24 protein-coding genes are annotated in these 23,299 nt (G+C 64.0%); 13 read left to right on the top strand and 11 right to left on the bottom strand.

Annotation, left to right across the window (positions count from 1 at the left end):
• Positions 1 to 5 precede the first annotated feature (5 nt).
• Both RB623_RS01790 and RB623_RS01785 read left to right on the top strand, forming a co-directional pair.
• On the top strand, positions 6 to 671 hold the full coding sequence (locus RB623_RS01790; RefSeq protein ID WP_308055024.1) for a lysophospholipid acyltransferase family protein: 666 nt from the start codon (positions 6 to 8) through the stop codon (positions 669 to 671).
• Positions 671 to 1,603, top strand: coding sequence for a phosphatidate cytidylyltransferase (locus tag RB623_RS01785; protein WP_374121620.1), 933 nt, complete (start codon positions 671 to 673; stop codon positions 1,601 to 1,603). Before RB623_RS01790 ends, RB623_RS01785 begins: the two co-directional genes overlap by 1 nt.
• A 94-nt stretch (positions 1,604 to 1,697) precedes the next feature.
• Here the strand turns inward: RB623_RS01785 and RB623_RS01780 are convergent, their stop codons facing one another.
• The gene (locus RB623_RS01780; protein WP_308055022.1) at positions 1,698 to 2,162 is read right to left on the bottom strand and encodes a L,D-transpeptidase; all 465 of its coding nucleotides are present in this window, start codon (positions 2,160 to 2,162) and stop codon (positions 1,698 to 1,700) included.
• Between the two features lie 359 nt (positions 2,163 to 2,521).
• Here RB623_RS01780 and RB623_RS01775 point away from each other — a divergent pair, with 359 nt between their 5' ends.
• Both RB623_RS01775 and RB623_RS01770 read left to right on the top strand, forming a co-directional pair.
• Positions 2,522 to 2,833 (top strand): hypothetical protein, encoded by a 312-nt coding sequence (locus RB623_RS01775; RefSeq protein ID WP_308055021.1) that lies wholly within the window; start codon positions 2,522 to 2,524, stop codon positions 2,831 to 2,833.
• Between the two features lie 35 nt (positions 2,834 to 2,868).
• Complete coding sequence (locus RB623_RS01770) at positions 2,869 to 3,036, top strand: hypothetical protein (protein WP_308055020.1); 168 nt, start codon at positions 2,869 to 2,871, stop codon at positions 3,034 to 3,036.
• A gap of 17 nt (positions 3,037 to 3,053) precedes the next feature.
• Here the strand turns inward: RB623_RS01770 and RB623_RS01765 are convergent, their stop codons facing one another.
• Positions 3,054 to 3,740, bottom strand: coding sequence for a response regulator transcription factor (locus RB623_RS01765; protein WP_308055019.1), 687 nt, complete (start codon positions 3,738 to 3,740; stop codon positions 3,054 to 3,056).
• Between the two features lie 45 nt (positions 3,741 to 3,785).
• Between RB623_RS01765 and RB623_RS01760 the strand changes: the two genes are divergently transcribed.
• Complete coding sequence (locus RB623_RS01760) at positions 3,786 to 4,565, top strand: response regulator transcription factor (RefSeq protein ID WP_308055018.1); 780 nt, start codon at positions 3,786 to 3,788, stop codon at positions 4,563 to 4,565.
• Between the two features lie 30 nt (positions 4,566 to 4,595).
• Positions 4,596 to 6,683 (top strand): PAS domain S-box protein, encoded by a 2,088-nt coding sequence (locus RB623_RS01755; RefSeq protein WP_308055017.1) that lies wholly within the window; start codon positions 4,596 to 4,598, stop codon positions 6,681 to 6,683.
• Between the two features lie 103 nt (positions 6,684 to 6,786).
• On the opposite strand, the gene RB623_RS01750 is transcribed toward RB623_RS01755, so the two are convergent.
• Positions 6,787 to 7,197 (bottom strand): hypothetical protein, encoded by a 411-nt coding sequence (locus RB623_RS01750; RefSeq protein ID WP_308055016.1) that lies wholly within the window; start codon positions 7,195 to 7,197, stop codon positions 6,787 to 6,789.
• A gap of 445 nt (positions 7,198 to 7,642) precedes the next feature.
• Here RB623_RS01750 and RB623_RS01745 point away from each other — a divergent pair, with 445 nt between their 5' ends.
• Complete coding sequence (locus RB623_RS01745) at positions 7,643 to 8,842, top strand: aromatic ring-hydroxylating dioxygenase subunit alpha (protein ID WP_308055015.1); 1,200 nt, start codon at positions 7,643 to 7,645, stop codon at positions 8,840 to 8,842.
• Positions 8,843 to 9,187: 345 nt separating this feature from the next.
• On the opposite strand, the gene RB623_RS01740 is transcribed toward RB623_RS01745, so the two are convergent.
• A complete protein-coding gene (locus tag RB623_RS01740; protein ID WP_308055014.1) occupies positions 9,188 to 10,606 on the bottom strand; it encodes an aminotransferase in 1,419 nt (472 codons plus the stop codon).
• Between the two features lie 247 nt (positions 10,607 to 10,853).
• Here RB623_RS01740 and RB623_RS01735 point away from each other — a divergent pair, with 247 nt between their 5' ends.
• From RB623_RS01735 to RB623_RS01725, 3 genes are read left to right on the top strand one after another with little or no spacing between them, the layout of a single operon-like run.
• Positions 10,854 to 11,771: an ABC transporter permease gene (locus tag RB623_RS01735; protein WP_308055013.1), complete on the top strand. Its 918-nt coding sequence runs from the start codon at positions 10,854 to 10,856 to the stop codon at positions 11,769 to 11,771.
• Positions 11,768 to 12,580, top strand: a complete 813-nt coding sequence (locus tag RB623_RS01730) for an ABC transporter permease (protein WP_308055012.1) — start codon at positions 11,768 to 11,770, stop codon at positions 12,578 to 12,580. The genes RB623_RS01735 and RB623_RS01730 overlap by 4 nt, the downstream gene beginning before the upstream one ends.
• 7 nt (positions 12,581 to 12,587) lie before the next feature.
• A complete protein-coding gene (locus tag RB623_RS01725; protein ID WP_308055105.1) occupies positions 12,588 to 13,661 on the top strand; it encodes an ABC transporter ATP-binding protein in 1,074 nt (357 codons plus the stop codon).
• 34 nt (positions 13,662 to 13,695) lie between these two features.
• Here the strand turns inward: RB623_RS01725 and RB623_RS01720 are convergent, their stop codons facing one another.
• The 3 genes from RB623_RS01720 to RB623_RS01710 all read right to left on the bottom strand — a co-directional run bounded on the left by RB623_RS01720 (position 13,696) and on the right by RB623_RS01710 (position 16,154).
• Positions 13,696 to 14,097, bottom strand: a complete 402-nt coding sequence (locus RB623_RS01720; RefSeq protein WP_308055011.1) for a hypothetical protein — start codon at positions 14,095 to 14,097, stop codon at positions 13,696 to 13,698.
• Positions 14,098 to 14,193: 96 nt separating this feature from the next.
• The gene (locus RB623_RS01715) at positions 14,194 to 15,606 is read right to left on the bottom strand and encodes a flavin monoamine oxidase family protein (RefSeq protein WP_308055010.1); all 1,413 of its coding nucleotides are present in this window, start codon (positions 15,604 to 15,606) and stop codon (positions 14,194 to 14,196) included.
• Positions 15,607 to 15,770: 164 nt separating this feature from the next.
• On the bottom strand, positions 15,771 to 16,154 hold the full coding sequence (locus tag RB623_RS01710) for a hypothetical protein (RefSeq protein ID WP_308055009.1): 384 nt from the start codon (positions 16,152 to 16,154) through the stop codon (positions 15,771 to 15,773).
• On the opposite strand from RB623_RS01710, the gene RB623_RS01705 reads away from it, so the two are divergent.
• Complete coding sequence (locus tag RB623_RS01705) at positions 16,153 to 16,542, top strand: low affinity iron permease family protein (protein WP_308055008.1); 390 nt, start codon at positions 16,153 to 16,155, stop codon at positions 16,540 to 16,542. The two genes, RB623_RS01710 and RB623_RS01705, sit on opposite strands and share 2 nt — an antisense overlap.
• A 79-nt stretch (positions 16,543 to 16,621) precedes the next feature.
• Here the strand turns inward: RB623_RS01705 and RB623_RS01700 are convergent, their stop codons facing one another.
• The 4 genes from RB623_RS01700 to RB623_RS01685 form a co-directional block, all read right to left on the bottom strand.
• Positions 16,622 to 17,704, bottom strand: a complete 1,083-nt coding sequence (locus tag RB623_RS01700; RefSeq protein WP_308055007.1) for an extracellular solute-binding protein — start codon at positions 17,702 to 17,704, stop codon at positions 16,622 to 16,624.
• A gap of 25 nt (positions 17,705 to 17,729) precedes the next feature.
• On the bottom strand, positions 17,730 to 18,404 hold the full coding sequence (betI, locus tag RB623_RS01695) for a transcriptional regulator BetI (protein WP_308055006.1): 675 nt from the start codon (positions 18,402 to 18,404) through the stop codon (positions 17,730 to 17,732).
• 250 nt (positions 18,405 to 18,654) lie between these two features.
• Positions 18,655 to 19,437, bottom strand: coding sequence for a methyltransferase domain-containing protein (locus RB623_RS01690; protein ID WP_308055005.1), 783 nt, complete (start codon positions 19,435 to 19,437; stop codon positions 18,655 to 18,657).
• On the bottom strand, positions 19,434 to 19,955 hold the full coding sequence (locus RB623_RS01685; protein ID WP_308055004.1) for a GNAT family N-acetyltransferase: 522 nt from the start codon (positions 19,953 to 19,955) through the stop codon (positions 19,434 to 19,436). Before RB623_RS01685 ends, RB623_RS01690 begins: the two co-directional genes overlap by 4 nt.
• A 129-nt stretch (positions 19,956 to 20,084) precedes the next feature.
• On the opposite strand from RB623_RS01685, the gene RB623_RS01680 reads away from it, so the two are divergent.
• Together RB623_RS01680 and RB623_RS01675 are read left to right on the top strand one after the other, a co-directional pair.
• Complete coding sequence (locus RB623_RS01680) at positions 20,085 to 21,704, top strand: NAD(P)/FAD-dependent oxidoreductase (RefSeq protein ID WP_308055003.1); 1,620 nt, start codon at positions 20,085 to 20,087, stop codon at positions 21,702 to 21,704.
• A complete protein-coding gene (locus RB623_RS01675) occupies positions 21,691 to 23,253 on the top strand; it encodes an NAD(P)/FAD-dependent oxidoreductase (protein WP_308055002.1) in 1,563 nt (520 codons plus the stop codon). The genes RB623_RS01680 and RB623_RS01675 overlap by 14 nt, the downstream gene beginning before the upstream one ends.
• The last annotated feature ends 46 nt before the right edge of the window (positions 23,254 to 23,299 follow it).

Genomic DNA, 23,299 nt, shown 5'->3' with positions numbered 1-23,299 from the left:
CAGCCATGAGCGCAGCGCGCGCCATCCGCCACCATCTGTTGCGCCCGGCGGCCTCGGTCGGCCTGTCGGCGCTGGCCTGGGCGATCACCGGCGTGCGGCCGATCTGGATGGGCAGCGAGCCGTCCGAGCGCCAGCGCATCTATTTCGCCAACCATGCCAGCCATGGCGACTTCATCCTGCTATCGGCCTGCCTGCCCGAGAGCGAGCGCCAGCGCACCCGCGCGGTGGCCGCCGGCGACTACTGGGGCAAGTCGCGCCTGCGCCGCTTCATCGCCGAGGACATGCTGTCTTCCGTGCTGATCAACCGCAACTGGACAGAACCCAAGGACAACCCCATCAACGCCATGCTTGCCGTGCTCGACCAGGGCGATTCGTTGATCCTGTTTCCGGAAGGCACGCGCAACATGGGCGACGAGCCGCTCATGCGCTTTCGGTCCGGCCTCTACAATCTGGCAATCATGCGGCCCGACGTCGAACTTGTGCCGTGCTGGATCGAGAACATGTCGCGCGTGCTGCCCAAGGGCCACTTCTTGCCGGTGCCGCTGCTTTGCCGCGTCGTCTTCGGCCCGCCGGTGGCGGTCGAGCGCGGCGAGGATCGCCACGATTTCCTGAAGCGTGCCCACGCCGCGCTGCTGGCGCTGAAACCGCGCCTCAAGGGGGACCGCAGATGATGCGCGAGACGACCCTGCTGATCGCCGGACTGGCAGGCGTGCTGACGCTTGCCAGCATCGTGGCGGCGATCCTCACCTTTCGCGCGCCGGACAGAAAAAACCCGGCGCTCGTCAACCTCAACCAGCGCATTCTCGCCTGGTGGGTGATGGTGGCGCTCATCGCCATCGCCTTCGTCTTCGGCAAGGACGGCATGACCGTGCTGTTCGCGCTGATCTCGTTTGCCGCGCTGCGCGAATTCGTGACGCTGACCCACACGCGGCGCAGCGACCACTGGGTGCTGCTCGCCATGTTCGCGGTCATCATTCCGATCCAGTACTGGCTGGTGTGGACGGCCTGGTATGGCCTCTTCACCATCTTCATCCCGGTCTACTGTTTTCTGCTGATGCCGGCCGTCACTGCCTTGCAGGGCGACACCGAACGTTTCCTCGAGCGCGTGGCGGCGCAGCAATGGGCGGTGATGTTGGCGATCTATTGCGTCAGCCACGTGCCGGCGCTGTTGACGCTGCAGGTGCCGGGCTTCGAGGGCCGCAACCTTCTGCTCATCGCCTTCCTGATTATCGTCGTGCAGGGCAGCGACGTGCTGCAATACATCTTTGGAAAACTGCTCGGCCGCCACAAGGTGGCACCGTCGGTGTCGCCCTCAAAAACCTGGGAGGGACTAATCGGCGGCGTGGCGTCGGCCAGCCTGCTGGGTGCGGCCCTGTCCTTCCTGACACCGTTCAGTCCAATTCATGCCGCGATCGTGGCGTTCCTGGTCTGCCTGATGGGTTTCCTCGGCGGGCTGGTGGCCTCGGCCATCAAGCGCGACCAAGGCGTGAAGGACTGGGGTCACCTGATCGAGGGCCATGGCGGCATGCTCGACCGCGCCGACAGCCTTGTCTTCGCCGCGCCGGTGTTTTTCCACATCGTGCGGTATTTTTGGACGGTGTAAGGGAATAGGGGAATGTTGAGCAGCCAGTGGCGGCTGCAAAGACGATCTGAACGAAGTAATGGCTGCGAGCCTACTTCCCCACTTCCCTACCGCCCTACTGTGAAATCACGATGCGGGTGTTGGCCGGTCCGAACGTCTCGACCAGCCGGTAGAAATCGGCTGCCGCCTCCGGATGCAGCCGCACGCAACCGTGCGAGGCGGGCCGGCCGAGCCGCTTGATGGCGTCTGTCGCATGCACCGCATAGCCGCCATTGAAGAACACGGAATGCGGCATCGGCGCGTTGTCGTATTTCCTCGAATACCACATCTCGTGCATGCGGTACGGCTTGAAGGAACCTTTCGGCGTCACGTAACCCTTGGCGGCGGTCGACACTTTCCACTGGAAGGCGGGCCGGCCGTCGATCGAAACATTCATGGTCTGCGTGGAGATCGAAACCTCGGCGACCAGCTTCGCGTTCGAAGCATGCGCGGCGCCGGAGCCGGCATCGAAGAACAGAGCCAAGCCAGCCATGGCAGCGGCGGCGACGTTGATCAGCTTGGCGGAAATGACGGTATCCATTTGCTCGACCCCTCTGTCGTGGACCGGGTTGTTCTCGGCCTCTGCCGTTCGGTCCTCATGGCCCCGCTTATCCCAACGTCACGTTTCGGATTGATTTCGCAATCGCGCCTTTTCGTTTCGTGATTGTTTCTATTTTTGACCGATTTTGCATCTTTATATGGACTTTTTCAGTCATATGTGGTCACATCGCCTCCATCGATCGAGTAGCAGGCCGATCGGTCAGGCTGACGGAAGGCAGACAAACAAAGGCTTTCCGGGCGAAGGAAACGGAACTGCAACAATGTGGTTTCTGAACGGCATAGTCCGGATACATCGTTGACGGATTATGCTGGACAACGAAAGCAGGAACGAAAGTGGCTATGAGCGGCACGGGGACTGGTTGGCTGAAGAGGGTCGTCATCGCGACGGCGATCCTGACGGCGATCGGTCTGCTGGCGGACACGGGAAAGGCGATGGCGGCCGGTAGCGGCGCCGACGGCGGTTCCACGGCTCACGCCCTCGGGCTCTTCCTTCTCGTCTGGCTGCTTTCAAACATTCGTGTTCGGCGCAAGGCGGGTCATTTTCGGCTCGGGTTCGAACCTTCGCCGCTGCCGCGCGTTAGGGCGCTATCGACGGTGCGCCGCGCCAACCGGCGTGGGCCGCATGACAATTCGGGACGACTCGGCGGCTGACGCCGGGCCGGCCCAACAAGGATCGAGACAGGGACATGAAGACCAATGTGGCTTCGGGCGTGTTGACCGCCCTGATCTATGCTCAGGTCGTGCTGTGCTTTGCTGGCGCAGTCACGGTCCTGATGCGCGACCGCGACGCCTCTCCGCAGCATGTGGCGAGCGAGGCCGAGGCGCCGGCGGCTTCTGCGGGAGTACGCCTCTAAGTGACGTCAGCGCCGGCCTATTCCGGCCAACCGGCCGGCGGATCGAAACGATATCCTGAACCGCGGATAGTGACGATCGATTCTGTGTCGAGCTTGCGGCGAAGCCGCACGATCCGCGAATCGATCGACCGGTCGAAAGCATCACTGCTTTCGGCCGGTGCCGCCGCGATTATATCGTCCCGCGTCAGCACCTTGCGCGGATGCGACAGGAACAGCCTGAGCAGCGCCACCTGCCCCGGCGACAATTGCTCCTCGCTTCCTGAATTGTGCATCACCAGGGCGGAGCGGATGTCCACAGTGGAGTTCTCCAGGCTGATCAGTTCCGGCTTGGGCTTGCCGCGTCGAGCGAGCAGGCCGGCGATGCGCGCCGACACCTCGCGCGGGTCGGCCGGCATGTCGACGACGTCGGCGGCGCCCAGTTCGAGCGCCAGCACCGTCTCCACCAGTTCGGTCTTGGGCCTGAGCAACATGACGCAGGGATCGGTGTCCTTCTGCAGGCGCCGCAGCAGCCCCATGGCGGAAGCCGCCGGCAAGTTCTCGCCGACGACGATGACGTCGACCTGCGGCGATGCGAGCAGCGAGCGAAGCTCCCACTCCTCCGCCGCTTGCACCACCTCATAGCCGCGCCGTTCGAGGTAGTCCGTGAAGGTTTCCGTCAACTCCTCGCCCAGGCAGGCAAGTGCTACGACCGGTCTTCTTGCCATCAGCGTTCCGATGCTTGTTCCGAATTCACAACCCGGCTGGACATTATGTTCTTATCTAATCTACTTTCCGCCGGGTTTGGAGGCCAGACCGCCCTGCGTGCCAAAATCGCCATAGTCGAGGACGAGCCCGACCTGCGGGACGCCGTCGCCGAGTATCTCGGCGCGAACGGCTATGACGTGACTGCGCTGGATAGCGCCCAGGCGATGCGGGACGCGGTGGAGACCGAATTCTTCCACCTCGCCATCCTCGACATCGCCATGCCGGGAGAGGACGGGCTGTCGCTCGGCCGCTGGCTGCGCTCGCGCATGCCGATCGGCATCATCTACGCTACCGCTGCCGGCGCCGCCATCGACAGGATCGTCGGGCTGGAGCTCGGCGCCGACGACTACATGGTCAAGCCCTACGAGCTTCGCGAGATGCTGGCCCGGGTCCGCAGCGTTCTGCGTCGCGTGCCGACGGCGGAGGAGGCGCAGGCAGCCAAGCCGGCCGGGGAAGAGCAGCATCGCCGCGCCGTCGCCTTTGGCGACTTCAGCGCCGACCTCGACAGCCGCATGCTCACCGGCCCTGCCGGGCATGCCATCGACATGGCCAAGAGTGAATTCGACGTGCTGGAGGTCTTCCTGACGCGGCCGAATCGGCTCCTGACCCGTGCAGCCCTTTCGGAGGCCATTGGCCTTACCGAGGAGCCGGAAACCTCCCGCGCCGTCGACATCCGTGTCATGCGCCTGCGCAAGAAGATCGAGGTCGATCCGGCCAATCCGCGCTTTCTGAGGACCGTGCGGGGTGAGGGTTACATTTTCGCGTTGCCCGACGACGCAAACTGACCGCGGCCCGGCCGCAAGGGGAACGCATTGATGACTGATGGGACGAACAGGCAGGTGGACACGCCTGTCGTGACAGCCGGCTCGGCGGTCGCTGCGCTGCGGATGACGCGGCTGCTGCGGCAGGCGCCCGACTGGCAGCAGACCGTTCCCGAGGTGCTGGAAACGCTCGCCCGGTCGCTCGACACCCACCGCGCCATCCTCTTCCGCCTGCGCGAAATGCCCGGCAAGGGTTTTGCCCAGTCGATCGCCGCCTATTGGGTCGACCCCGCGATCGAGGGCATTGCCGACCACCCGACCATGATCAGCCAGGAGAACATCGATTCCGATCCCCTGCTGGAACGGCTTTCGACCGAGGTGCGGCAGGGCAAGGTATTCGCCGGCCTGACGCGGGAGATCAGCGGCTTCCTGCGTCGCGATTTCGAGAGCCAACGGATAAAATCGTTCCTGTCGGTTTCCGTTTTCGCTCATGGCCATCTGTGGGGCACGCTCGCCGTCAACGACTGCGTCCACGAAAGAAGCTGGACCGAGGACGAGATTGCGGCGATCGAGATCGTCGCCTTGGCGATCGGCGATGCGATCGAGCGCTCCTTCTCGGAGGCGCATGTCAGCGAGATCATCCGCCGTACCATGATCCAGGCCTCTCTCGACGCCATCATCGTCATCGACGAGACCGGCGGCGTGGTCGAGTTCAACCCCGCGGCCGAAAAGATGTACGGCTACAAGCGCACCGAGGTGCTGGGCCGCGACCTGCTCGACCTCGTCGTGCCCACCAGCTACCGCGACGGCTACACCAATGCTTCGGACTACATGGCCGGACGCGGCGCGCCGATGATCGGCCAGCGCATGGAGACCGTGACCCAGAACGCTGCCGGCGAGGTCTTCCCGATCGAGCTGACGGCAACCGAGATCAAGGTCGCCGACCGGAAGCTGTACTTCGGATCCGTCCGCGACCTGCGCGAAAAACACCGCGCCGAGGAGGAGATCAACCGCCAGCGCGACCGGCTGCACCAGAACGAGAAGATGGCGGCGATGGGCTCGCTGCTCGCCGGCGTTTCGCACGAGTTGAACAATCCGCTGGCGGTGGTGGTGGCGCAGTCGACGCTCCTGCACGAATTCGCGCCGGATCCACAGACCAAGATGCGCGCGGAGAAGGTGCGCGCGGCCGCCGAACGCTGCGGCCGCATCGTCAAGAGTTTCCTCGGCATGGTACGCCTGCACCCTCCGAGCCAGGGCGAGATGGACCTGAACAACGCGGTGCGCGCCGCGATGGAAGTCACGGCCTATGGCGCGCGTTCCAGCGGCATCCTCATCGAAACGGATTTTGTCCGCGGCGCGCTTCCCGTCCTAGCCGACCCGGACCACATAACGCAGGTCGCTGCCAACCTTTTGGTCAACAGCCAGCATGCGCTCGCCGCCAACAATGGCGACAAGCGCATCAAGGTTCGCACCTTCCGCCGCGAGGACGGCAAATGCGGCTTCCTGGTCGAGGACAATGGCCCCGGCGTTCCCATGAACATCCGCCACCGCATCTTCGAATCCTACTTCACCACCAAGCCGGTCGGCGTCGGCACAGGCATCGGCCTTTCGATCTCGAAGTCGATCGTCGAGCGCCACAAGGGGCGCATCTATTACGAATCGGCCTTCCCCACCGGCGCGCGCTTCGTCGTCGAACTGCCGACGATGAAGGGCGGCGCCGACAGCTTTGCCGTCGGCCCGACGCAGGCGACCGGCATCATGGATGCGCTGATCATCGACGACGAACCGGACGTCGCCGCGTCCCTGTCCGATCTGCTGCTTTTGATGGGCATCAAGTCGCGCACGGTGCTCGCCTGGACCACCGCCGAGGAGGTGCTCGGCGGCGAGGACGTCGACATCGTTTTCAGCGACCTGCGAATGCCCGGTGTCAACGGCCTCGCCATTTTCCGCGAGCTGGTCGAGAAGCGGCCGGAACTCGCGGATCGTTTCGTGCTGGTCACCGGCGACATGATCGGCGCGCGCGCCGAGGTCGACGCCCTGCCCGGCGAACACCGGCCACAAATCCTGGAAAAGCCGTTCAGCACGCTAGACGTGCGCGGCATCCTGGCGATCGTCAACGATCAGTTGCTGGCGAAGCGGTAGGAACCGGGTTGGGCTGGGCCGGATCCCAGCGAAAAGGCCCCTGCCGGCAGGGGAGATCGGCAGAGGCCTTCGCGGTACGCCTGAGACGGCGCTGGGAGGAACTTTAGAAGACGGCAGACGCGGCGACGGGGGACCCGGCGAGCGCCAGCTTGCGCACATGGAATGCTTCGGACTTGCCGGAGTCCTTGGCGATCTGGACGAGGCAGTCATAGCTCTCCTCGCCCCAGGCCTGCCCGCGGCATACGTTGTCGGTCTCGCGCAGCGGCAACCGCGAGGTTTTCGCGGTCGTCTTCGCTCCGCTGGCGACCTCGGCCGGCCGCTCGAAGGAGGCGAAGCTCGTGCCTGTCGACGGCGTCGCCGCCATCGAGAGGAACGCCGCGCCGGCGGCGACGGCGAACATCGCCATCGGATGGTCGGCGGACCGGCGGCGCAGCGCCAGGCGCGGCATGACGCGGTTGCGTTCGCGCGGCGTGAAGCGGCGGTCGAAATCGGTGAAGGTGATCGAGGCGGTCATCGTCGTCTGCCTGTCGGCTTTTGTCGTTTCTTTCCCTGATGAAGAAAGGATTAAGGCGGCATTGTTTCTGCCCGATGCTGCCCGTATTTGCCGGTGTAACACGATTGAAACAGCGCAACCGGGCGAGTGGCGACGGGGCGCGCTGCCGCGTGATTATCCCCGAGGTGGCGTGCATGTTTGGCGGCCTCGGCCAGTGAAGACCGCCTCGGCCCACAGGGCGGAGACGTGAGAAAACCGCTCCTTTCCGCGTCGCGGCTGGCGCCTCCAACTCCTTGGCTAAGTCGCGGAGAATGCGGGATTTTCGCCGGCGCACCTATCTCGGCAAGACCGCCGCTCGGCTCCCACCGCCTTCTCGTCGGACAAGGCAAAAATTCATAAAGCATTGCTTGGAATACAAAAATGTGCTTATATTGAATGATCGTTCAATAAAAATCAGAGCATAATCATGAATCTCCACAGCCGTGACGTGACCGTTCCCAAAGATTGGGACCGGCGCGGCCTGCCGGGCTGGAGCTATCACAGCCAGGCCCTGCTCGACCTCGAGAAGGAGCACCTTTTCCGCAACCATTGGCAGATCGTCGGCCACGTGTCCGACGTTCCCAATCCGGGGGACTATCTCGCCATCGACATCGTCGGCGAGCGTGCGCTGGTGGTCCGCGGCAAGGATGGCGTGGTGCGCGCCTTCCACAATCTGTGCCGCCACCGCGGCTCGCGCGTCGTCGCCGACAACAAGGGCACCTGCAAGAACGCCCTGGTCTGTCCCTTCCACGGCTGGGTCTACAATCTCGACGGCACGCTGCGCGGCGCCGCGCGCCCCGGCTCGTTCCCTGAACTCGACAAGGCCGAATTTGGCCTGACGCCCCTCGAGCTCGACATCTGGATGGGCTTTTTGTTCGTGCGGTTCCGCAAAGGGCCGCAGCCTTCGGTGTCCGAACTCATGCAGCGGGTCGAGGGCGAGATCGCGCATTACGGAATCGCCGACATGCTGCCCGCCTATGGCGTGTGGACGCAGAAGACGCCGGTCAACTGGAAGTCGGTGCGCGACGTCGACAATGAAGGCTATCACGTCGCCATGGCGCATCCGGCGCTGCAGGACCTCTACGGCTCGACCTATTTCGACGAGCCATTCGACAACGGCGTGTCGCGCTCCTTCGCCACCTACAACCCGCATGCCGGCCGCCGCTGGAGCGTCAGGAACTATGTCCGCATCTCGCCCGAAGCGACGCATCTGCCCGAGCACCTGCGAAAAGCCTGGATCTATTACGGCATTTTCCCCAACATGGTGATCGCGCTGACGCCGGAGACCGCGCAGTTCTACCAGGAGTTCCCGCTGTCGACCGGCCAGACGCTGCTACGCGGCGCCATCTATCGCTACGCCGACGAAAGCCGGCGGCAGGCCGCGGCGCGTTACCTCGCGCTGCGCATCGACCGCGAGACAACCGCCGAGGACGTGCAGCTCAGCGTCTGGTCGAACGAATCCATGCTGTCCGACGCCTTTGCGGGTTTTTACCTGTCGGACCTGGAATATGGCGTGCGCACCCACCACGACCATCTGCGCGGCCAGCTTCCGGTGCTGGCGCTCGAAACCGCGCCGGAGGAAAAGGATATCTGGGGTCTCAACGAGGCCCTTCGCTCCCGGTCGTAGGTTCGCCGATACCGGCGGTCGCTAATTTTGAGCGGCGCCCCCGGCCGAAAAGGCCGCGCCCTCATTGCCGCTACGAGTGGTGTTACGCCCGTTTTTGCCGTCAATGCCGCCATATCGGCCGAAATCCCCCGAAATGCCATCAGCAAGGCATCATAGAGACAGCTAGACTGCGGATGCGGTCAGGGTTCGGCCGCGGCGTATTCAGCGGCGGCTTGCGAGAGGCTCGCCGTCCGGTGCTGGCGTCCCAAGCCCCAAGGGCGCCGTCGCCGCGCGCTCTTCGAAGGCTTCTCCTTGCGGGATGTCGAAGGGGGCGCGGTGAGCAACTCGCGAACCGCGCCCGCGCAGTCAGCCCCGCCAGACGCCTTCCTTGCGCAGATCGTCCATCGTCCGCGAGATTCCCTCGCGCAGGATGGCGACCATGTCGTCGACTTGGCTGCGCGAAATTATCAGCGGCGGGCTCATCACGCACATATGGATCAGTGGCCGCACCAGCAGCCCCAGCGCGTGGCAATGCGCGTCGATGCGCTTTCCCACCTCATAGTCCAGCTTCAGCGCGTCCTTGCTCTCGCGGTCGGCGACGCACTCCACGCAGCCCATCAGGCCGATGCCGCGCACCTCGCCCACCAGCGGCAGGTCTTCCAGTGTCCTGAGCCGCTCCTGGAAATAGGGCGCGACCGCGCGGGCATGATCGAGGACGCCGTTTTCCAGCAGGTCGAGATTGGCGAGCGCCACCGCGCAGCCGACCGGATGGCTGGTATAGGTCAGCCCGTGCGCATACATCGCGTCCGGATGGTTCGACTTGCGCAAATCGTCGAGCAACCGATCCGAGATGACGACGCCGCCCAGCGGGAAATAGCCGGAGGTCACGCCCTTGGCGAAGGTGATCATGTCCGGTTCCAGGCCGAACACCTCCTTGGACGCGAAAATTTCGCCGAGCCGGCCGAACGCCGTCACCACCTCGTCCGAAATGTAGAGGATATCGTTCTCCCGGCATATCTCGCGGATGCGCGGCAGGTAGTTCGCCGGCGGCACGATCACGCCGCCAGAGGCCTGCACCGGTTCGCCGACGAAGGCGCCGATTTTTTCGGCGCCGATCTCCTTCACGGTGTCACGGAACTCGTCGACCAGGAAATCGGAAAACGCCTCGATGGTCATACCGGCCGGCCGCCGGAACGGGTCTGGCGACGACAGTTTCACGACGAGCCCCTCGGCGACGTCCATCCAGTCGCGGTCGCGCGGCCTGCCGTTCAGCGACGCCGACAGATAGGTCGAGCCGTGATAGGCGCCGCCCCGCGACAGCACCAGCTTCTTCTCCGGCCGGCCGCGCACATTGTTGTAGAACTGCATGAAACGCAGCGCCGTCTCCACCGCCGACGACCCGCCGGTGGTGAAGAACACATGATTGAGATCTCCCGGCGCGTATGCCGCGATGCGCTCCGCCAGCACCGCCGACGGCTCGTTCATCGTGTACCACGGCGTGTTGTAGGACAGCGCCATCGCCTGGTCGTACATGACCCGGGCAAGCTCTTCGCGCCGGTGCCCGACATTGACGCACCACATGCCGGCAGGGCCGTCGATCAGCCGCCTGCCCTCGCCGTCGGTGATGTAGATGCCGTCGCCGCTGCCGATCAGGCCGCGCGCCTCGCTGCCGATCGAACCGGCATAGGGCCAGGGCTGCACGAGGTGCCGCTTGGCGAGTTCGACCGCTTCCGCCGCCGAATTTTCACCACCGTCGAGCCTGTCGATATCCCGGACCGCCGCCATGCCGGCCTCCTTCTCATGAAAATTCCGTGATCGCGAAACCGACTCCCGGCAAGCTGTCGGAAATCGGACCTTATTCGCCTTATTTTGAATATCCGTTCAATCAATATCCCAGAAATGCCGCTTGATTTCAATCCACTCTTGGGCCCATGATGTGGGAAAGCCGGGAAACAAGGGAACGGCCGGCGATCGGGATGGGAGCAGCCATGGAACGCAGGCCCACGCGATTCGCGACAGGCGAGCCGTTGCAATGACGGCTGCCGCGGAAGGGTCCATTGCGTACCGAAAGGCACGCCAGAACGCAAAACCCCTTCTGCAATCCGAGGCGGCGCGCGGCTTCGCGCTGGTCAGCCCCACCCTCGCCTTCGCGGTCGTCATGCTCTTGGTGCCGATCCTGGTAGTGATCGCCCACAGCTTCTGGACACAGAACTATCTTACCGTCGACTACACCTTCACGCTCGAACAATACCGCATCGCGCTGACAGAGCCGATCTATCGCGACCTTCTCCTGCGCTCGCTGTTCATCTCGTTTTCGGTCAGCGTGCTCACGGTCCTGCTCGCCTACCCGATCGCCTACTACATTTCCTTCCATGGTGGCCGTCACAAGAACCTGTGGCTGTTCCTCATCACCATCCCGTTCTGGACCAGCTATCTGCTGCGCGTCATGTCGTGGAAGGTCATTCTCGGCTACAATGGCGTGCTGAACTCCGGTCTGCTGGGGCTCGGCATCATCGACGAGCCGTCGACCGCGCTGCTCTACAATTCGAGCGCCGTCATCATCACGCTGACCCATGCCTGGGCCGCCTTCGCCATCCTGCCGATCTTCGTATCGCTGGAAAAGGTCGACCGCACGCTGATCGAGGCGGCCACCGACCTCGGCGACGGGCCCATCCGCAGCTTCCTGCGGGTGACGCTGCCGCTGTCGATGACGGGCGTCATCTCGGCGCTGCTGATCGTCATGATCCCGACCGTCGGTGATTACGTCACGCCGAAACTCGTCGGCGGCAAGGATGGCGTGATGATCTCCAACGCCATCCAGGCGCAGTTCGGCAAGGCGCTGAACTGGCCGCTCGGCGCGGCACTTTCGGTCTCCACCATGCTGGTCGTGTCGGCGATGGCCGCAGCATCGGTCCTGCTGCTCAGGCTGCTGGTGAGGCGGGCACGATGAAACGTTTGCTCGACCGCTGGCTTCCCGCCTACGCGGCGCTCTACATCGTCTTTCTCTACCTACCGGTGCTTCTACTGCCGATCTTTTCGATCAACACTTCGGCGGTGCCGAAATTCCCGCTCTCCGGCTTCACCTTCAAATGGTACGAGGAGCTTCCGCGCACCACCGCTCTGCTCGACGCGGCCTGGAACAGTTTTATCGTCGGCATCGCCGCCTCGCTGCTGGCGACCATACTTGGAATCTGCGCGGCGCGCGCCATCACTCGTTATCGCTTCCCCGGCCGCCGCCCGATCAACGGGCTGATCATGGCGCCGCTCATCCTGCCGGAGATCATCGTCGCCGTCTCCATGCTGCTGGTGCTGCAGCGCATGGGGCTCGGCCTGACGCTGTTCACGGTCGTGCTCGGCCATGTGCTGATCTGCATCCCCTACTCCGTCACCGTTCTGACCTCCGGCTTCGAGGGGTTCGACCGCAGCCTGGAAGAGGCCTCGGCCGATCTCGGCGAGACGGCATGGGGCACGTTCCGCCGCGTGACGCTGCCGATGATGGCGCCGGCGATCATCTCCTCGTTGCTGGTGTCCTTCACGATTTCGCTCGACGACTTCATCATGGCGTTCTTTCTTGCCGGCACAGAGACGACACTGCCGATCTACATCTGGGGCCAACTGCGTTTCGCGGCAAAACTGCCCAGCGTGCTGGCGCTCGGCACGCTGTTGCTGGTCGGCTCCTTCATCCTTCTCACCATCGCCGAAACTCTGCGCCGCCGCGCCGAGCGCAGGACGCACCTGACGGGAGTTGCCGTTGCCTGATCGCTCGATGATCGAAATCCGCAACGTCACCCGCAGCTACGGGACGTTCAAGGCCCTGGACGATGCCAATCTCGCCATTCGCGAGGGCGAGTTCTTTTCGCTGCTCGGGCCTTCCGGCTGCGGCAAGACCACGCTGCTGAGGATGATCGCCGGCTTCGATACGCCGACCAGCGGGTCGATCCTCATCGACGGCCAGCCGATGGACGGCATTCCGGCCAACCGCCGCCCCACCAACATGGTGTTCCAGAGCTACGCCATCTTCCCGCATCTCAATGTCGAGCAGAACGTCGCCTATGGGCTGAAGCGCATGAGGCTGGACGCGGCGGAAGAAAAGCGCCGCGTCGACGAAGCGCTGGCCATGGTTTCGCTGGCCGGCCTCGGCAAGCGCGGCGCCACGGAACTGTCCGGCGGTCAGCGGCAGCGCGTGGCGCTGGCGCGAGCACTGGTCATGCGGCCGAAGGTGCTGCTGCTCGACGAACCACTGTCGGCGCTCGACAAGAAGCTGCGCGAGCAGATGCAGGTCGAGTTGCGCCGCCTGCAGCAGGCGGTGGGCATCACCTTCATCCTGGTCACCCACGACCAGTACGAGGCGCTTGCCATGTCCGACCGCATCGCCGTGATGTTCGGCGGCAAGATCGCCCAGGTCGCCGCGCCGAAGGAAATCTACCAGCGCCCGGTCAACCGCCAGGTCGCCGATTTTTTGGGTGGCATGAACTTCATCAAGGCCGAGATCGTCGACGATGCCGGCACGTCGATCGTGGTCGATACGCTGGGTTTCGGCCGGGTCAAGACCGACAAGCCGGCCGCCTATGTGAAGAACGGCTCAGCGGCCACCATCGGCATCCGCCCGGAGCGGCTGCGCGTGCTGTGGGACGACGCCACCGCCAGGCACGAAGTCGCCGGCACGGTCGTCGAACGCCATTATTTCGGCGAGATCACCCACCTGATTGTCGAGGTGCCGGGCATGGACAGGCCGCTATCCGTCACCGAAACCAACGATTTCGGCGCCGACGACCTGCCGCTCGGCGCCACCATCCGGCTAGGCTACGATCCCGACGCGCTGGTGGCGATGGCGGATTGAGTTATTCGAATCTCATTCCAACGGTTATTTCTGTTCAGTCTGTCAACAACCGTGCAGCGAGATAGTCTCGCAGTTGGCTATCCCCACGTTTCTTCGATTCATCAAGAAAATATTTCAGGTCGCCAATCGCAACGAGTCCGTGATTTTCGAGATAGTAGATCGCCAGTTCCGGATCCGGAGAACATTTCGGATTGTTCAATTGGGTCAGCACGTGAAACTGAAGCCCGTGGTCGGTCTCCCAAACAGCGAAGGAGTTTATCGGCCAGCCGGCCTCAACCTCGGATCGGAGGGAACTCGCAGAATACTGACATACGCCCTTGAGCGAATTGTCCAGTTCCTCAATCTTGACGGGAGCGGTTGCGGACACACGGCCGACGGTAAAACCTGCAACGGCCATAATCGCTGCCGTCACCACAATGGCCAGTCCGCTTTTCATTTCGACCCTCCCATGGCTTTCCTCGCCGCTGCCTGCCCCGTAGGGCAATGATGGTAGCGCGGAGCGAGTAAGCAAGGCCATTCCAAGCGGTCGACATCAAGGGGTCTTGGTATTGAGGGGCGCGAAGACCTGTCTCGCTGTCCTTTCCGGCATCTCATCCCCCGGCTCAGGCGGCAGCCCACCGATCCTTTCAAGAATAGCCAATGCCTTATCGGGATCGGCCCTGGCGGCTCGTGTCTGAACAACAGCCTGTTGTGCCGCCGCCCGACCGGCCACGATCGCGCCCTCGATATAACCCGGATAGGACGGCGACAGTTCCGACGAGGCGAAAGTCACCGACGGTATGCCGCGCCGCATGATCGCTTCCGCGTCCTTCGCCGAAAAATCCATGATCGTGTCGAAATAGCCGCCGCCACTCCACGGGTCGTTCGTCCAGTCGCGCATGGTGACATCAAGCGGCGCGGCCGCCGCCGGTCCGAGCGCCGTCGCCAGCTTTTCAAGGATCATCGTGCGTGCCGCCTCGTTGCCAGCCTTGCGCCATTTTTCGGCGAGGCTGCCGCCGGCGAAGACGACGATCGCTGCATGGTCGTCGTCGCGGCTGGCGTCGCAGGCATAGAGCCCGAGCGGGTCGAGGAAAAACACGCTGCCGCTAAAACCCTTGTCGCGCCAGAACGGTTTTTCGTAGCGCACCAGCGCCTTTATCACCTTGCCGCTGCGCCAGGCCGACGTCGCCTGGCAGACTTCCACCGGCAGCGGCGGATCGTACATCAGCCGCCGCGTCATCACCGGCGGCACCGCGACTATGGCGTGTTCGGCCTCGTAGAGGCCCGCGTCCGTACGGATGCTGACCTTGTCCGGCCCGTGCCTGATGCTGCGCACCGCCTCGCCGAGCCGCAGCCGCGGTCCCAGTTCCCGGCCGAGATCCTCGGCCAGCGACTGCATCGTCTCCTTCAGGAAATATTGCAGCTCCGGTACTTCGTTGGTGATGCGCCGGTCGTTGGACACGAGATACCAGAGCGGCAGCAGATCGGTCGGCTGGCACCACAGGCCCTCGATCGTCCCGAGAAAAGCCCATTGCGCGTCATAGGCGTCCGGCTGCGCCTCCGCCCACGCCCGCACCGAGACGTTTTCGATGGACGGATCGTCAGGGTCGAGTTCGTTTGCCCGGTGGCGAATACTCGCGGAGCGGCGGTAAAGATCTTCGACCGTGCCGACGATCGTCCCCGGTTCGATCAGCCATCGACCCGCAAACAGTCCGTCCGCCCGCGTCTTGCCATAGGCATCCGCCAAGGCCGAAATTTCCGGCATGTCGTCGCAGAAATACTGGCCGCCAGCATCGATGCGCTCGCCCAGCCCGTTCTCGACCGCTTCCACACGCCCGCCGACGCGCTCGCGCGCCTCGATGACGATGAAGTCGACACCCGCATGTCTGAGAAGTTGCGCCGCCGAAAGCCCGGTGAAGCCGGCCCCTACGACGATTACCTGTGAACGAACAATTCTGGCACTCAATTGCCTGCCTCTGCCCTGCCCCATGCGGCAGGCAAGCCTGCCGGCGGCTCCGTCGGCCGCTTCCCGGCATCATACTCCGACGGCGCATGGCTGATGTCCACCGTCAGGGCGCCCAACACACGAGGCTTTTACCGGGCGCGACGACGGCAAACGGCGATCAGCGGTCAAAGCGTGGCCGCGCCCTTCTTGGGTTCCACTGCGCCAAGCTTGTCGAGAGCCTTGCGCACCTGACGCAATTCGTCGTCCCACCCGTCATTGGGGTTCATCGGGCCTTCGCTCGCGGCGCGTTGCATTCCACGCACCTCGGATTCGATGCCCCGCAGCTTCTCGATCTTGGTTTCGGTGCTCATCGACTTGTCCTCGACGATCTCCTGCACCCGCATTTCCCGGAACGTGACCATCATCGAACCTCCGATTGATCGTCCCTGAGAACGCGCGATCACGCTGGCCGTTCCGTCGTGCAGCGGTCCGCCCACCGGAACCCGTGCGGCGTCTCGATTGTTTAGAAGCAACTTGAGTTCCCGCGACGGAATGCGCGAGAGGGCCATGGAAAAACATTTCACGAAGATCGCCAACAAGGTGGCCTATGCCGCCGGCAAGCCGGTCACCTTCATCCTATGTGTGGGTATCATCGCGCTCTGGGCAGTGAGCGGCCCGCTCTTCGGCTTTTCCGATACCTGGCAACTCATCATCAACACCGGCACGACCATCGTCACCTTCCTGATGGTGTTTCTGATCCAGAACACCCAGAACCGCGACGGTGCCGCGCTGCAGACCAAGCTCGACGAACTAATCCGCACCTCGAAAGCAAAGAACCATTTCATCGGCATCGAGCACCTGACCGAGACCGAGCTCGAGGAAATCCGCAAGAAATGCGAGCAGGCCGCCAACCGCGCCGATGCCGCCGCGGAGGCGGCGGAAGAAGCCGCCGCCTGAGCCGACGAAAAGCCGGAGCGAAAACCCCGGCTTCCGGAATGGTTAGGGCCTGCCGGCTGCGGGCCGGCAGCAAGCCCCCTTAGTATCCCGCCTTGATCTTCTCGAACTCGGCGATCATCTTCTGCTTCAGTTCCGCCGGCACCGGCGACTGGAACAGCGTCTTGTCGACGAATTTCTCGACATTGTCGTAACCCTTCTCGGCCAGCACCTTCGGGTCGATCGCTTCCATCGCCTTGGCGTTGGCGTGGCCATAACCCCAGTCCGACAGCAGGAACTGCGCCACCGGCCCGGTATTGATCGAGTTGAGGAACTCGTAGGTCTTGTCGATGTTGCCCGGCGCGCCCTTCAGCCTTACATAACCGCACACCCAGGTCGACAGGCCCTCATCCGTGTCCTTCTTCGCCTTGATCGGCGCGCCGGCCAGCGCCGACTGCACGCTGGCGTCGTCCCAGGCCCAAGCGAGGTCTACCTCGCCGCCGCTCATCGCCTGCACGATGTCGGTATTGTCGGTCCAGTAGACCCGCACGTTCTTGTGCACCTCGCGCAGGAAGTCGGAAGCCTGCTTGAACTGCTCGTCGGTCATCTGTGTCCAGTCCTTCAGCCCAATCACCAGCGAGGCCAGCGCATAGGCGTCGTCGACATTGTCGCCGATCGACACCCGGTCCTTGAACTTCGGGTCGGCAAAGGCCTTCAGCGACTGGATGTCCTTCTCTTCGACCTTTTCGGAATTGTAGGTCACCAGCGTGTTGCCCCAGTCCCAGGGCAGGAACCATGCCGTGCCGTCGGCGGTGGTGGCGAGATCCTTCATCGCCATGATGCCGGGGTTGAGGTCCTTCCAGGCGGCGATCTTGGAGGTGTCGAGCGGCTCCAGCAGCCCGGCGTCGCGCCATTTCACCACGCTCTGCGAGCAGGGATGCGCCAGGTCGGTCTTGAAACCGGAGCGTATCTTCTCGAACGCCTCGTCCTCGTCGCCGAAGAAGGTGAAGGTCGGCGAATCCCCGTATTTCGCGATGTAGTCGGGGTGGAATTGCTCGGCCTCGTAGCCGGACCAGTCGAAGATCGTCAGCTCCGAATCCGCAGCCGTTGCGATGGCCGGCAAGGAGGCCGACAGCGCCGCGGCGAGCGCGATCGAAAGCGTTATGCGTCGGGAAAGGGTAGTCATCGTTCCATCCTCTTTTGGTTTTTTCTCATGCTATCTTGCGGACGCGCGGCGCCTCTCGCGAAAAATGCTTGGGAAACACCGAAGCCAAAAATTCGGAAGCCGCGTGCTGGGCGATCTCGCGGGTGGCGTTTTCGGTACCCATCATCAGCCGCAGCCACAGCCCCTCCAGCATCGCGCTCAAGCCCAGCGCCGTGGAGAAGGCGTCGAAATCATAACCGCCATCGTCCTTCAGGCGCCGGCAGAGATCGATGAACACCTGCTGATAGGCCTCGTCATTGGCCCCGCACAGCACCTGGTAGGTCGGCCGCGACTTCGCCTCGCCCCAGAAGGCGCACCAGGCCGCCAGCTTGCGCTTGTTGCAGATGGTGCGGTCGAAGTCGGCCTGCACCAGCGCCGAAAGCTGGCGGGCCGGGTCGTCGCCCGCCTTCAGCAGCGCGGCCCGCCAATGCGCCGAATATTCGTCGGCCATGTATTGCAGCGTGGCGACGAGCAGCTTTTCCTTGCTCTCGAAATGGAAGTTGACGATGCCGCGCGACAGGCCGGCGCCGTCGGCTACATCCGCCATGGTCGTCTCGGAATAGCCGCGCTTGGCCAGCGAATCGATCGTCGCCTCGATCAGTTGCTGCCGCCGTGTCTCCTTGGAGGCTTTTCGGCCACGCTTCTCGCCGTCCGCCGGCTGTTCCTTCAAGGGAGCGTTCATGGGCGCCCACCTTTACCCTCCCCCTTGAGGGGAGGGTCGGCGAACGATCGAAACGAAGTGGAGAGAGCGAGCCGGGGTGGGGTCGCTTCAGGATGGAGCACTTCATCACCAACCCCTCCCCGTGTCGCAATCCTGCTCGTTCCGAGCAGTTTGCGCCGCAACCATCCCCCCAAGGGGGAGGGTTCGCCGGCCGCGTCTCTCGGCAGAACAAAAGGGGATACGAAAGGGCTCATCGTCTCAATTCTTCCGCCTAATCCGGTTTCCTGCCGCGCAGATGAGTGGGACGGTGCTCGCCCGAGTCAAGCACCTTCTGCATGGCCTCCCAGGTGCGGATGTTTTTCGCCACATAGGCCTTGCCGACCGCCGCCACCGCCTGCCCGAACAGCGGCCCTTTCAGCCTTGCCAGTTCGTCGCGCGCGACATCGCGGTACCAGGCGTTGCGGTCCGAAACGACAATGTCGTGAAACCCGGCCCGTTCCATCGCCAGCCGGTAGCGGCCGGGCGACGCCATGGAAAAGCTCAGCCCCTCGGCATCGACATAGGCCTTCATGTCGGCCGACGGCTCGCCGTCATGGGAAATCAGCCAGTCGCTGGCGGCAAACACGCCACCGGGTTTCAGCACCCGAAAAATGTCGGCAAACAGCGCGTCCTTGTCCGGCACATGCAGCAGCGCATCCTTGGAAAACACCACATCGAACGAACCGTCGGCGAACGGCAATCTGCCCGGCGGCGCCTGCACAAAATCGGCACGGTCCGAAAGCCCCTTTGCTGCCGCCCGCTCGCGGGCGCGAAAGATCACCGGCGCCTCGATGTCGAAACCGGTGACATGGCCGGCATCGTGGTGCTCGACCAGGTGCAACGCGATGCCGCCCGCCCCGCAGCCGATGTCGAGCACGGATTTGTCCTTCAGCGACAGGCCGGCCAGCACCCGGTCGACCTCGTCCGGGCCGCCGGGCGAGAGATAGCCCTCGCCCCATAGCGCCTCCAGGAAGCGGATCGCGATATCGTCGTATTCGGGCTCGTCTGCTGTCACGTGCGTCTTTCCATGACGAGGCCGTTTTCGATGCCGTCGCCCCATTCGAAACCGGTCTCGCCGCAGACGCTGAACCCGTGTTTGCGATAGAACGCGATCGCCCGTTCGTTGCGATGCCAGACGCCGAGCCAGATGCGGCGACGCTGGCGCCGCGCGCATTCTTCCAGGGCAACTTGCAGGAGCCGCTGGCCGAGACCCGTCCCCCGCTGCCCCGGGTCGAGATAGATGCGGTTCAACTCCATCTCGTTGCCGCCCGGATCGTCGGTTATCTCGACATACCCGGCGATCTCGCCACATTGGTCCGCGATGAAGATCGAGACGGCAGGGTCGGCGATCTCCGCTGCCTGGACGTCGGGCGAGAATGCCTCACGCAGATAGTTGTGCATGTCGGGCGGGTCGTAGGTGCCTGCAAAAGCCTCCTCGAACACCGCTGCCGCGAAACGGGAAAGGCGCACGGCGTCCGCAACAATGGCGTGCCTAACCCTGATTTCCGCTTCCAACGCAAAATCCCCGGACATCGCACCTCCGCTGCAAAACCTATAGCAAACAAGAGGAAGCGCAAGGTCATTTGTTGAACATTCATTCAAAATCTCTGGACAGTTCCGTCACTCCCATGCCAGATTTGTGAAAAATGGGAACGCCGAAGCATGAAGAGCTGGGACGCGATCGTTGTCGGCGCGGGCCATAACGGGCTCGTCAACGCCTGCTATTTGCAGCGGGCGGGGCTCGATGTACTGGTGGTCGAGAAGAACGAATGGGTCGGCGGCGCGGCGGTCAGCCGCTCGCTGACGCCCGGCTTCCTCTATTCGAACTGTTCCTATGTCTGCTCGCTGTTCCGCCCCGAGATCATGCGCGATCTGGAACTGCCTAAGCATGGGCTCCAGGTCATCTCCTACGAAGGCGGCGCGGTGTTCACCCGCGACGGCGACTATCTCGCCAACTACCGCGACCACCATGCCCACCGCCGCGAATTCGCGCGATTCTCGAAGAAGGACGCCGAAGCCTACGACCGCTACGCCCGCGACGTGACGCGGCAATGCCGCTTCATCCAGCCGCTGCTGATGCGCACCGCGCCGGACCCGACCTCGCTGAAGCCGCGCGACATCGGCGAATTGCTTTATCTCGGCAGGAAATTCGCCGGGCTGGGCGCCCGCGAAATGGCCGACACGCTGCGCTTCTGGACCATGTCGATCTCCGATTTCCTCGACGAATATTTCGAGACCGATGTCATCAAGGCGAATTTTGCGCTCTCCGGCATCATCGGCACGGCACTCGGGCCGATGTCGCCCGGCACGGCCTATGTGCTGCTGCACCACTATATGGGCGAGGTCGACGGTTCGGTCGGCGCCTGGGGTTATGCGCGCGGTGGCATGGGGGCGATCACCAGGGCGCTGGCGGATTCCTTCCGGGCGGCCGGCGGCACCATCCGCACCGAGGCGGAGGTGGAACGCATCCTGGTCGAGAACGGCCGCGCTGGCGGCGTAGTGCTTGCCGGCGGCGAGGAAATCCGCGGAAAACTGGTAGTCTCCAACGCCGACGTAAAGCGCACTTTCCTGAAATTCGTCGAGGAAAAGGAACTGCCTGACATCTTCCTGCGCCGGGTGAAGAATTTCCGCATGCGCGGCTCCTCGGGCAAGGTCAACATCGCGCTGGATTCGATGCCGGAATTCCCGGCCCTGCCGCCGGATTCCCCCTGCCTGCGCGCCGACATGCATTTCACTGATTCGGTCGAGCGCATGGAGCGCGGCTACGACGACTGGAAGGCCGGGCGCTGGTCGGCCGATCCCTTCCTCGACATGGTCATCCCGACCACGCTCGACCCGACCATGGCGCCTCCCGGAAAACATTTCATGAGCTGCTTCGTGCAATATTGCCCACCCAAGGTGGAAGGTCGCGACTGGACCGACGCCGACCGCGACGCCTTCGGCGAAACCGTGATCTCGCAGATCGCCGACTACTCGCCCGGTTTTCGCGACCGCATCGTCCACATGGAAATCCGCACCCCGCGCGAGCTGGAGGCCGAGGTCGGCCTCACCGAAGGCAACATTTTTCAGGGCGAGCTCACCTTCGACCAGCTTCTGTTCAACCGCCCGGTGCCGGGCTACGCGCAATACCGCTCGCCGATCGGCGGGCTTTACATCTGCGGCTCGTCCACCCATCCGGGCGGCGGCGTCATGGGCGCGCCCGGCCGCAACGCCGCCAGCGAAATCCTGCGCGACCTGTCGCGCGGCGCCAAACACATGAGCCCGGCCCATGACGTCATTTGACGCGATCGTCATCGGCGGCGGCCACAACGGCCTGGTCGCGGCGGCCTTTCTCGCGAAATCCGGCCGCAAAGTGCTCGTGCTGGAAGCCGAACAGGAGACCGGCGGCGCCGGGCGCAGCCACGAATTCGCGCCTGGCTTCCGCGTTTCCATGGCGCATCTGCTGAACAGGCTGCACCCGGAGGTGGTGAAAGGCCTTGGTCTCGAAAGCCACGGCCTGAACCTTTCGCCGGCGCGCCAGATACCGAGCGTCGCTCTGTCGACCGAAGCCGATCCGCTGGTCCTGACGGGAGCCTATGGCGAACGCCTCGAAGGCATCTCGCCGGCAGCGGAACGCGAGTGGGCCGATGTGCGTGCGCAGCTTTTCCGCTATGCCGGCATTCTGAAGCCGCTGCTTGCCCGACGCCCGCCTGCCCTTGGCGGCATGGCGCTCACTGAGGCCGCCGCCTTCGCCATGACCGGCCTTTCGCTGAAGCGCCTCGGCAAGGAGGACATGCGCGATTTCCTGCGCGTGCTTTTGATGAATGCCGCCGACTTCCTCGACGAGGGGCTTGCCGACGACCGGCTGAAGGGGCTGCTTGCCTTCGACGCGGTGATCGGCAGCCATCTCGGCCCCCGCTCGCCAACTTCGCTGCTCGGCCTCTATTACCGGCTCACCGGCGAGACCGGCGGGGCGCCGGGCGGCCAGTTGCAGCCGGCGGGCGGCATGGGCGCGGTGACGGCTGCGCTGCGCAAGGCCGCCGAAAAGGCCGGCGCGACGATCCGCACCGGATCGGCCGTGAAGGCCATCACCGTCGAGAATGGCCGGGCCGCCGGCATCGTTCTGGAAGACGGCGAAGCGATCCGGGCGGCAACGATCGTCTCGGCCATGAACCCGCGCACGACCTTCATGGACCTCGTCGGCCCGCGTCACCTCGACACCGGTTTCACCAGGCGGGTGCAGAATATCCGTATGAAGGGCGACGCGGCAAAACTCCATCTGGCGCTCGACCGAGCCCCGGAATTTTTGGGCCTCCCTCTCGAACACCGGCGCGGCCGGCTCGTCATCGCCCCGTCGACCGACTATGTCGAAAACGCCTTCAATCCGGCCAAGTACGGCGAATTTTCCCTCGAACCGGCGATGGAGATCACCTTGCCGTCGCTCGACGATCCCTCGCTCGCGCCCGCTGGCGCCTGCGTGCTCTCGGCGACGGTCCAGTACGCGCCCTACGCGCTGAAGGAAGGCTGGGAGCGCGGCAAGCCGAAATTCCTGGAAGCCATCCTTTCCGTGCTGGAACGTCATGCGCCCGGCATCCGCAAGACCATTGTGCATTCCGAACTCCTCACGCCGGTTGATATCGAACAGCGCTACCGCATGCCGGGCGGCCACTGGCACCATGGCGAGTTGCAGGCCGACCAGATGCTGATGTCGCGGCCGGTGTTCGGCGCCGAGGGCTACGACACGCCGATCGCCGGCCTGTTCCTCGCCGGTTCCGGCTCGCATCCCGGCGGCGGCATTTCGGGCGTGCCCGGCATGAACGCGGCCAAGCGGGTGCTGGGGGTGAAGGGATGATTTCTTTCGCAGCCCACACCACATGGAGCGACGGGCGCCAGCCGCA

Origin of the sequence: Mesorhizobium sp. LHD-90, from assembly GCF_030929505.1 — a bacterium.
Classification (GTDB): Bacteria; Pseudomonadota; Alphaproteobacteria; order Rhizobiales; family Rhizobiaceae; genus Kumtagia.
Note: the sequence above shows the minus strand (reverse complement) of the source record. Positions and strands in the feature narration are given on the sequence as shown.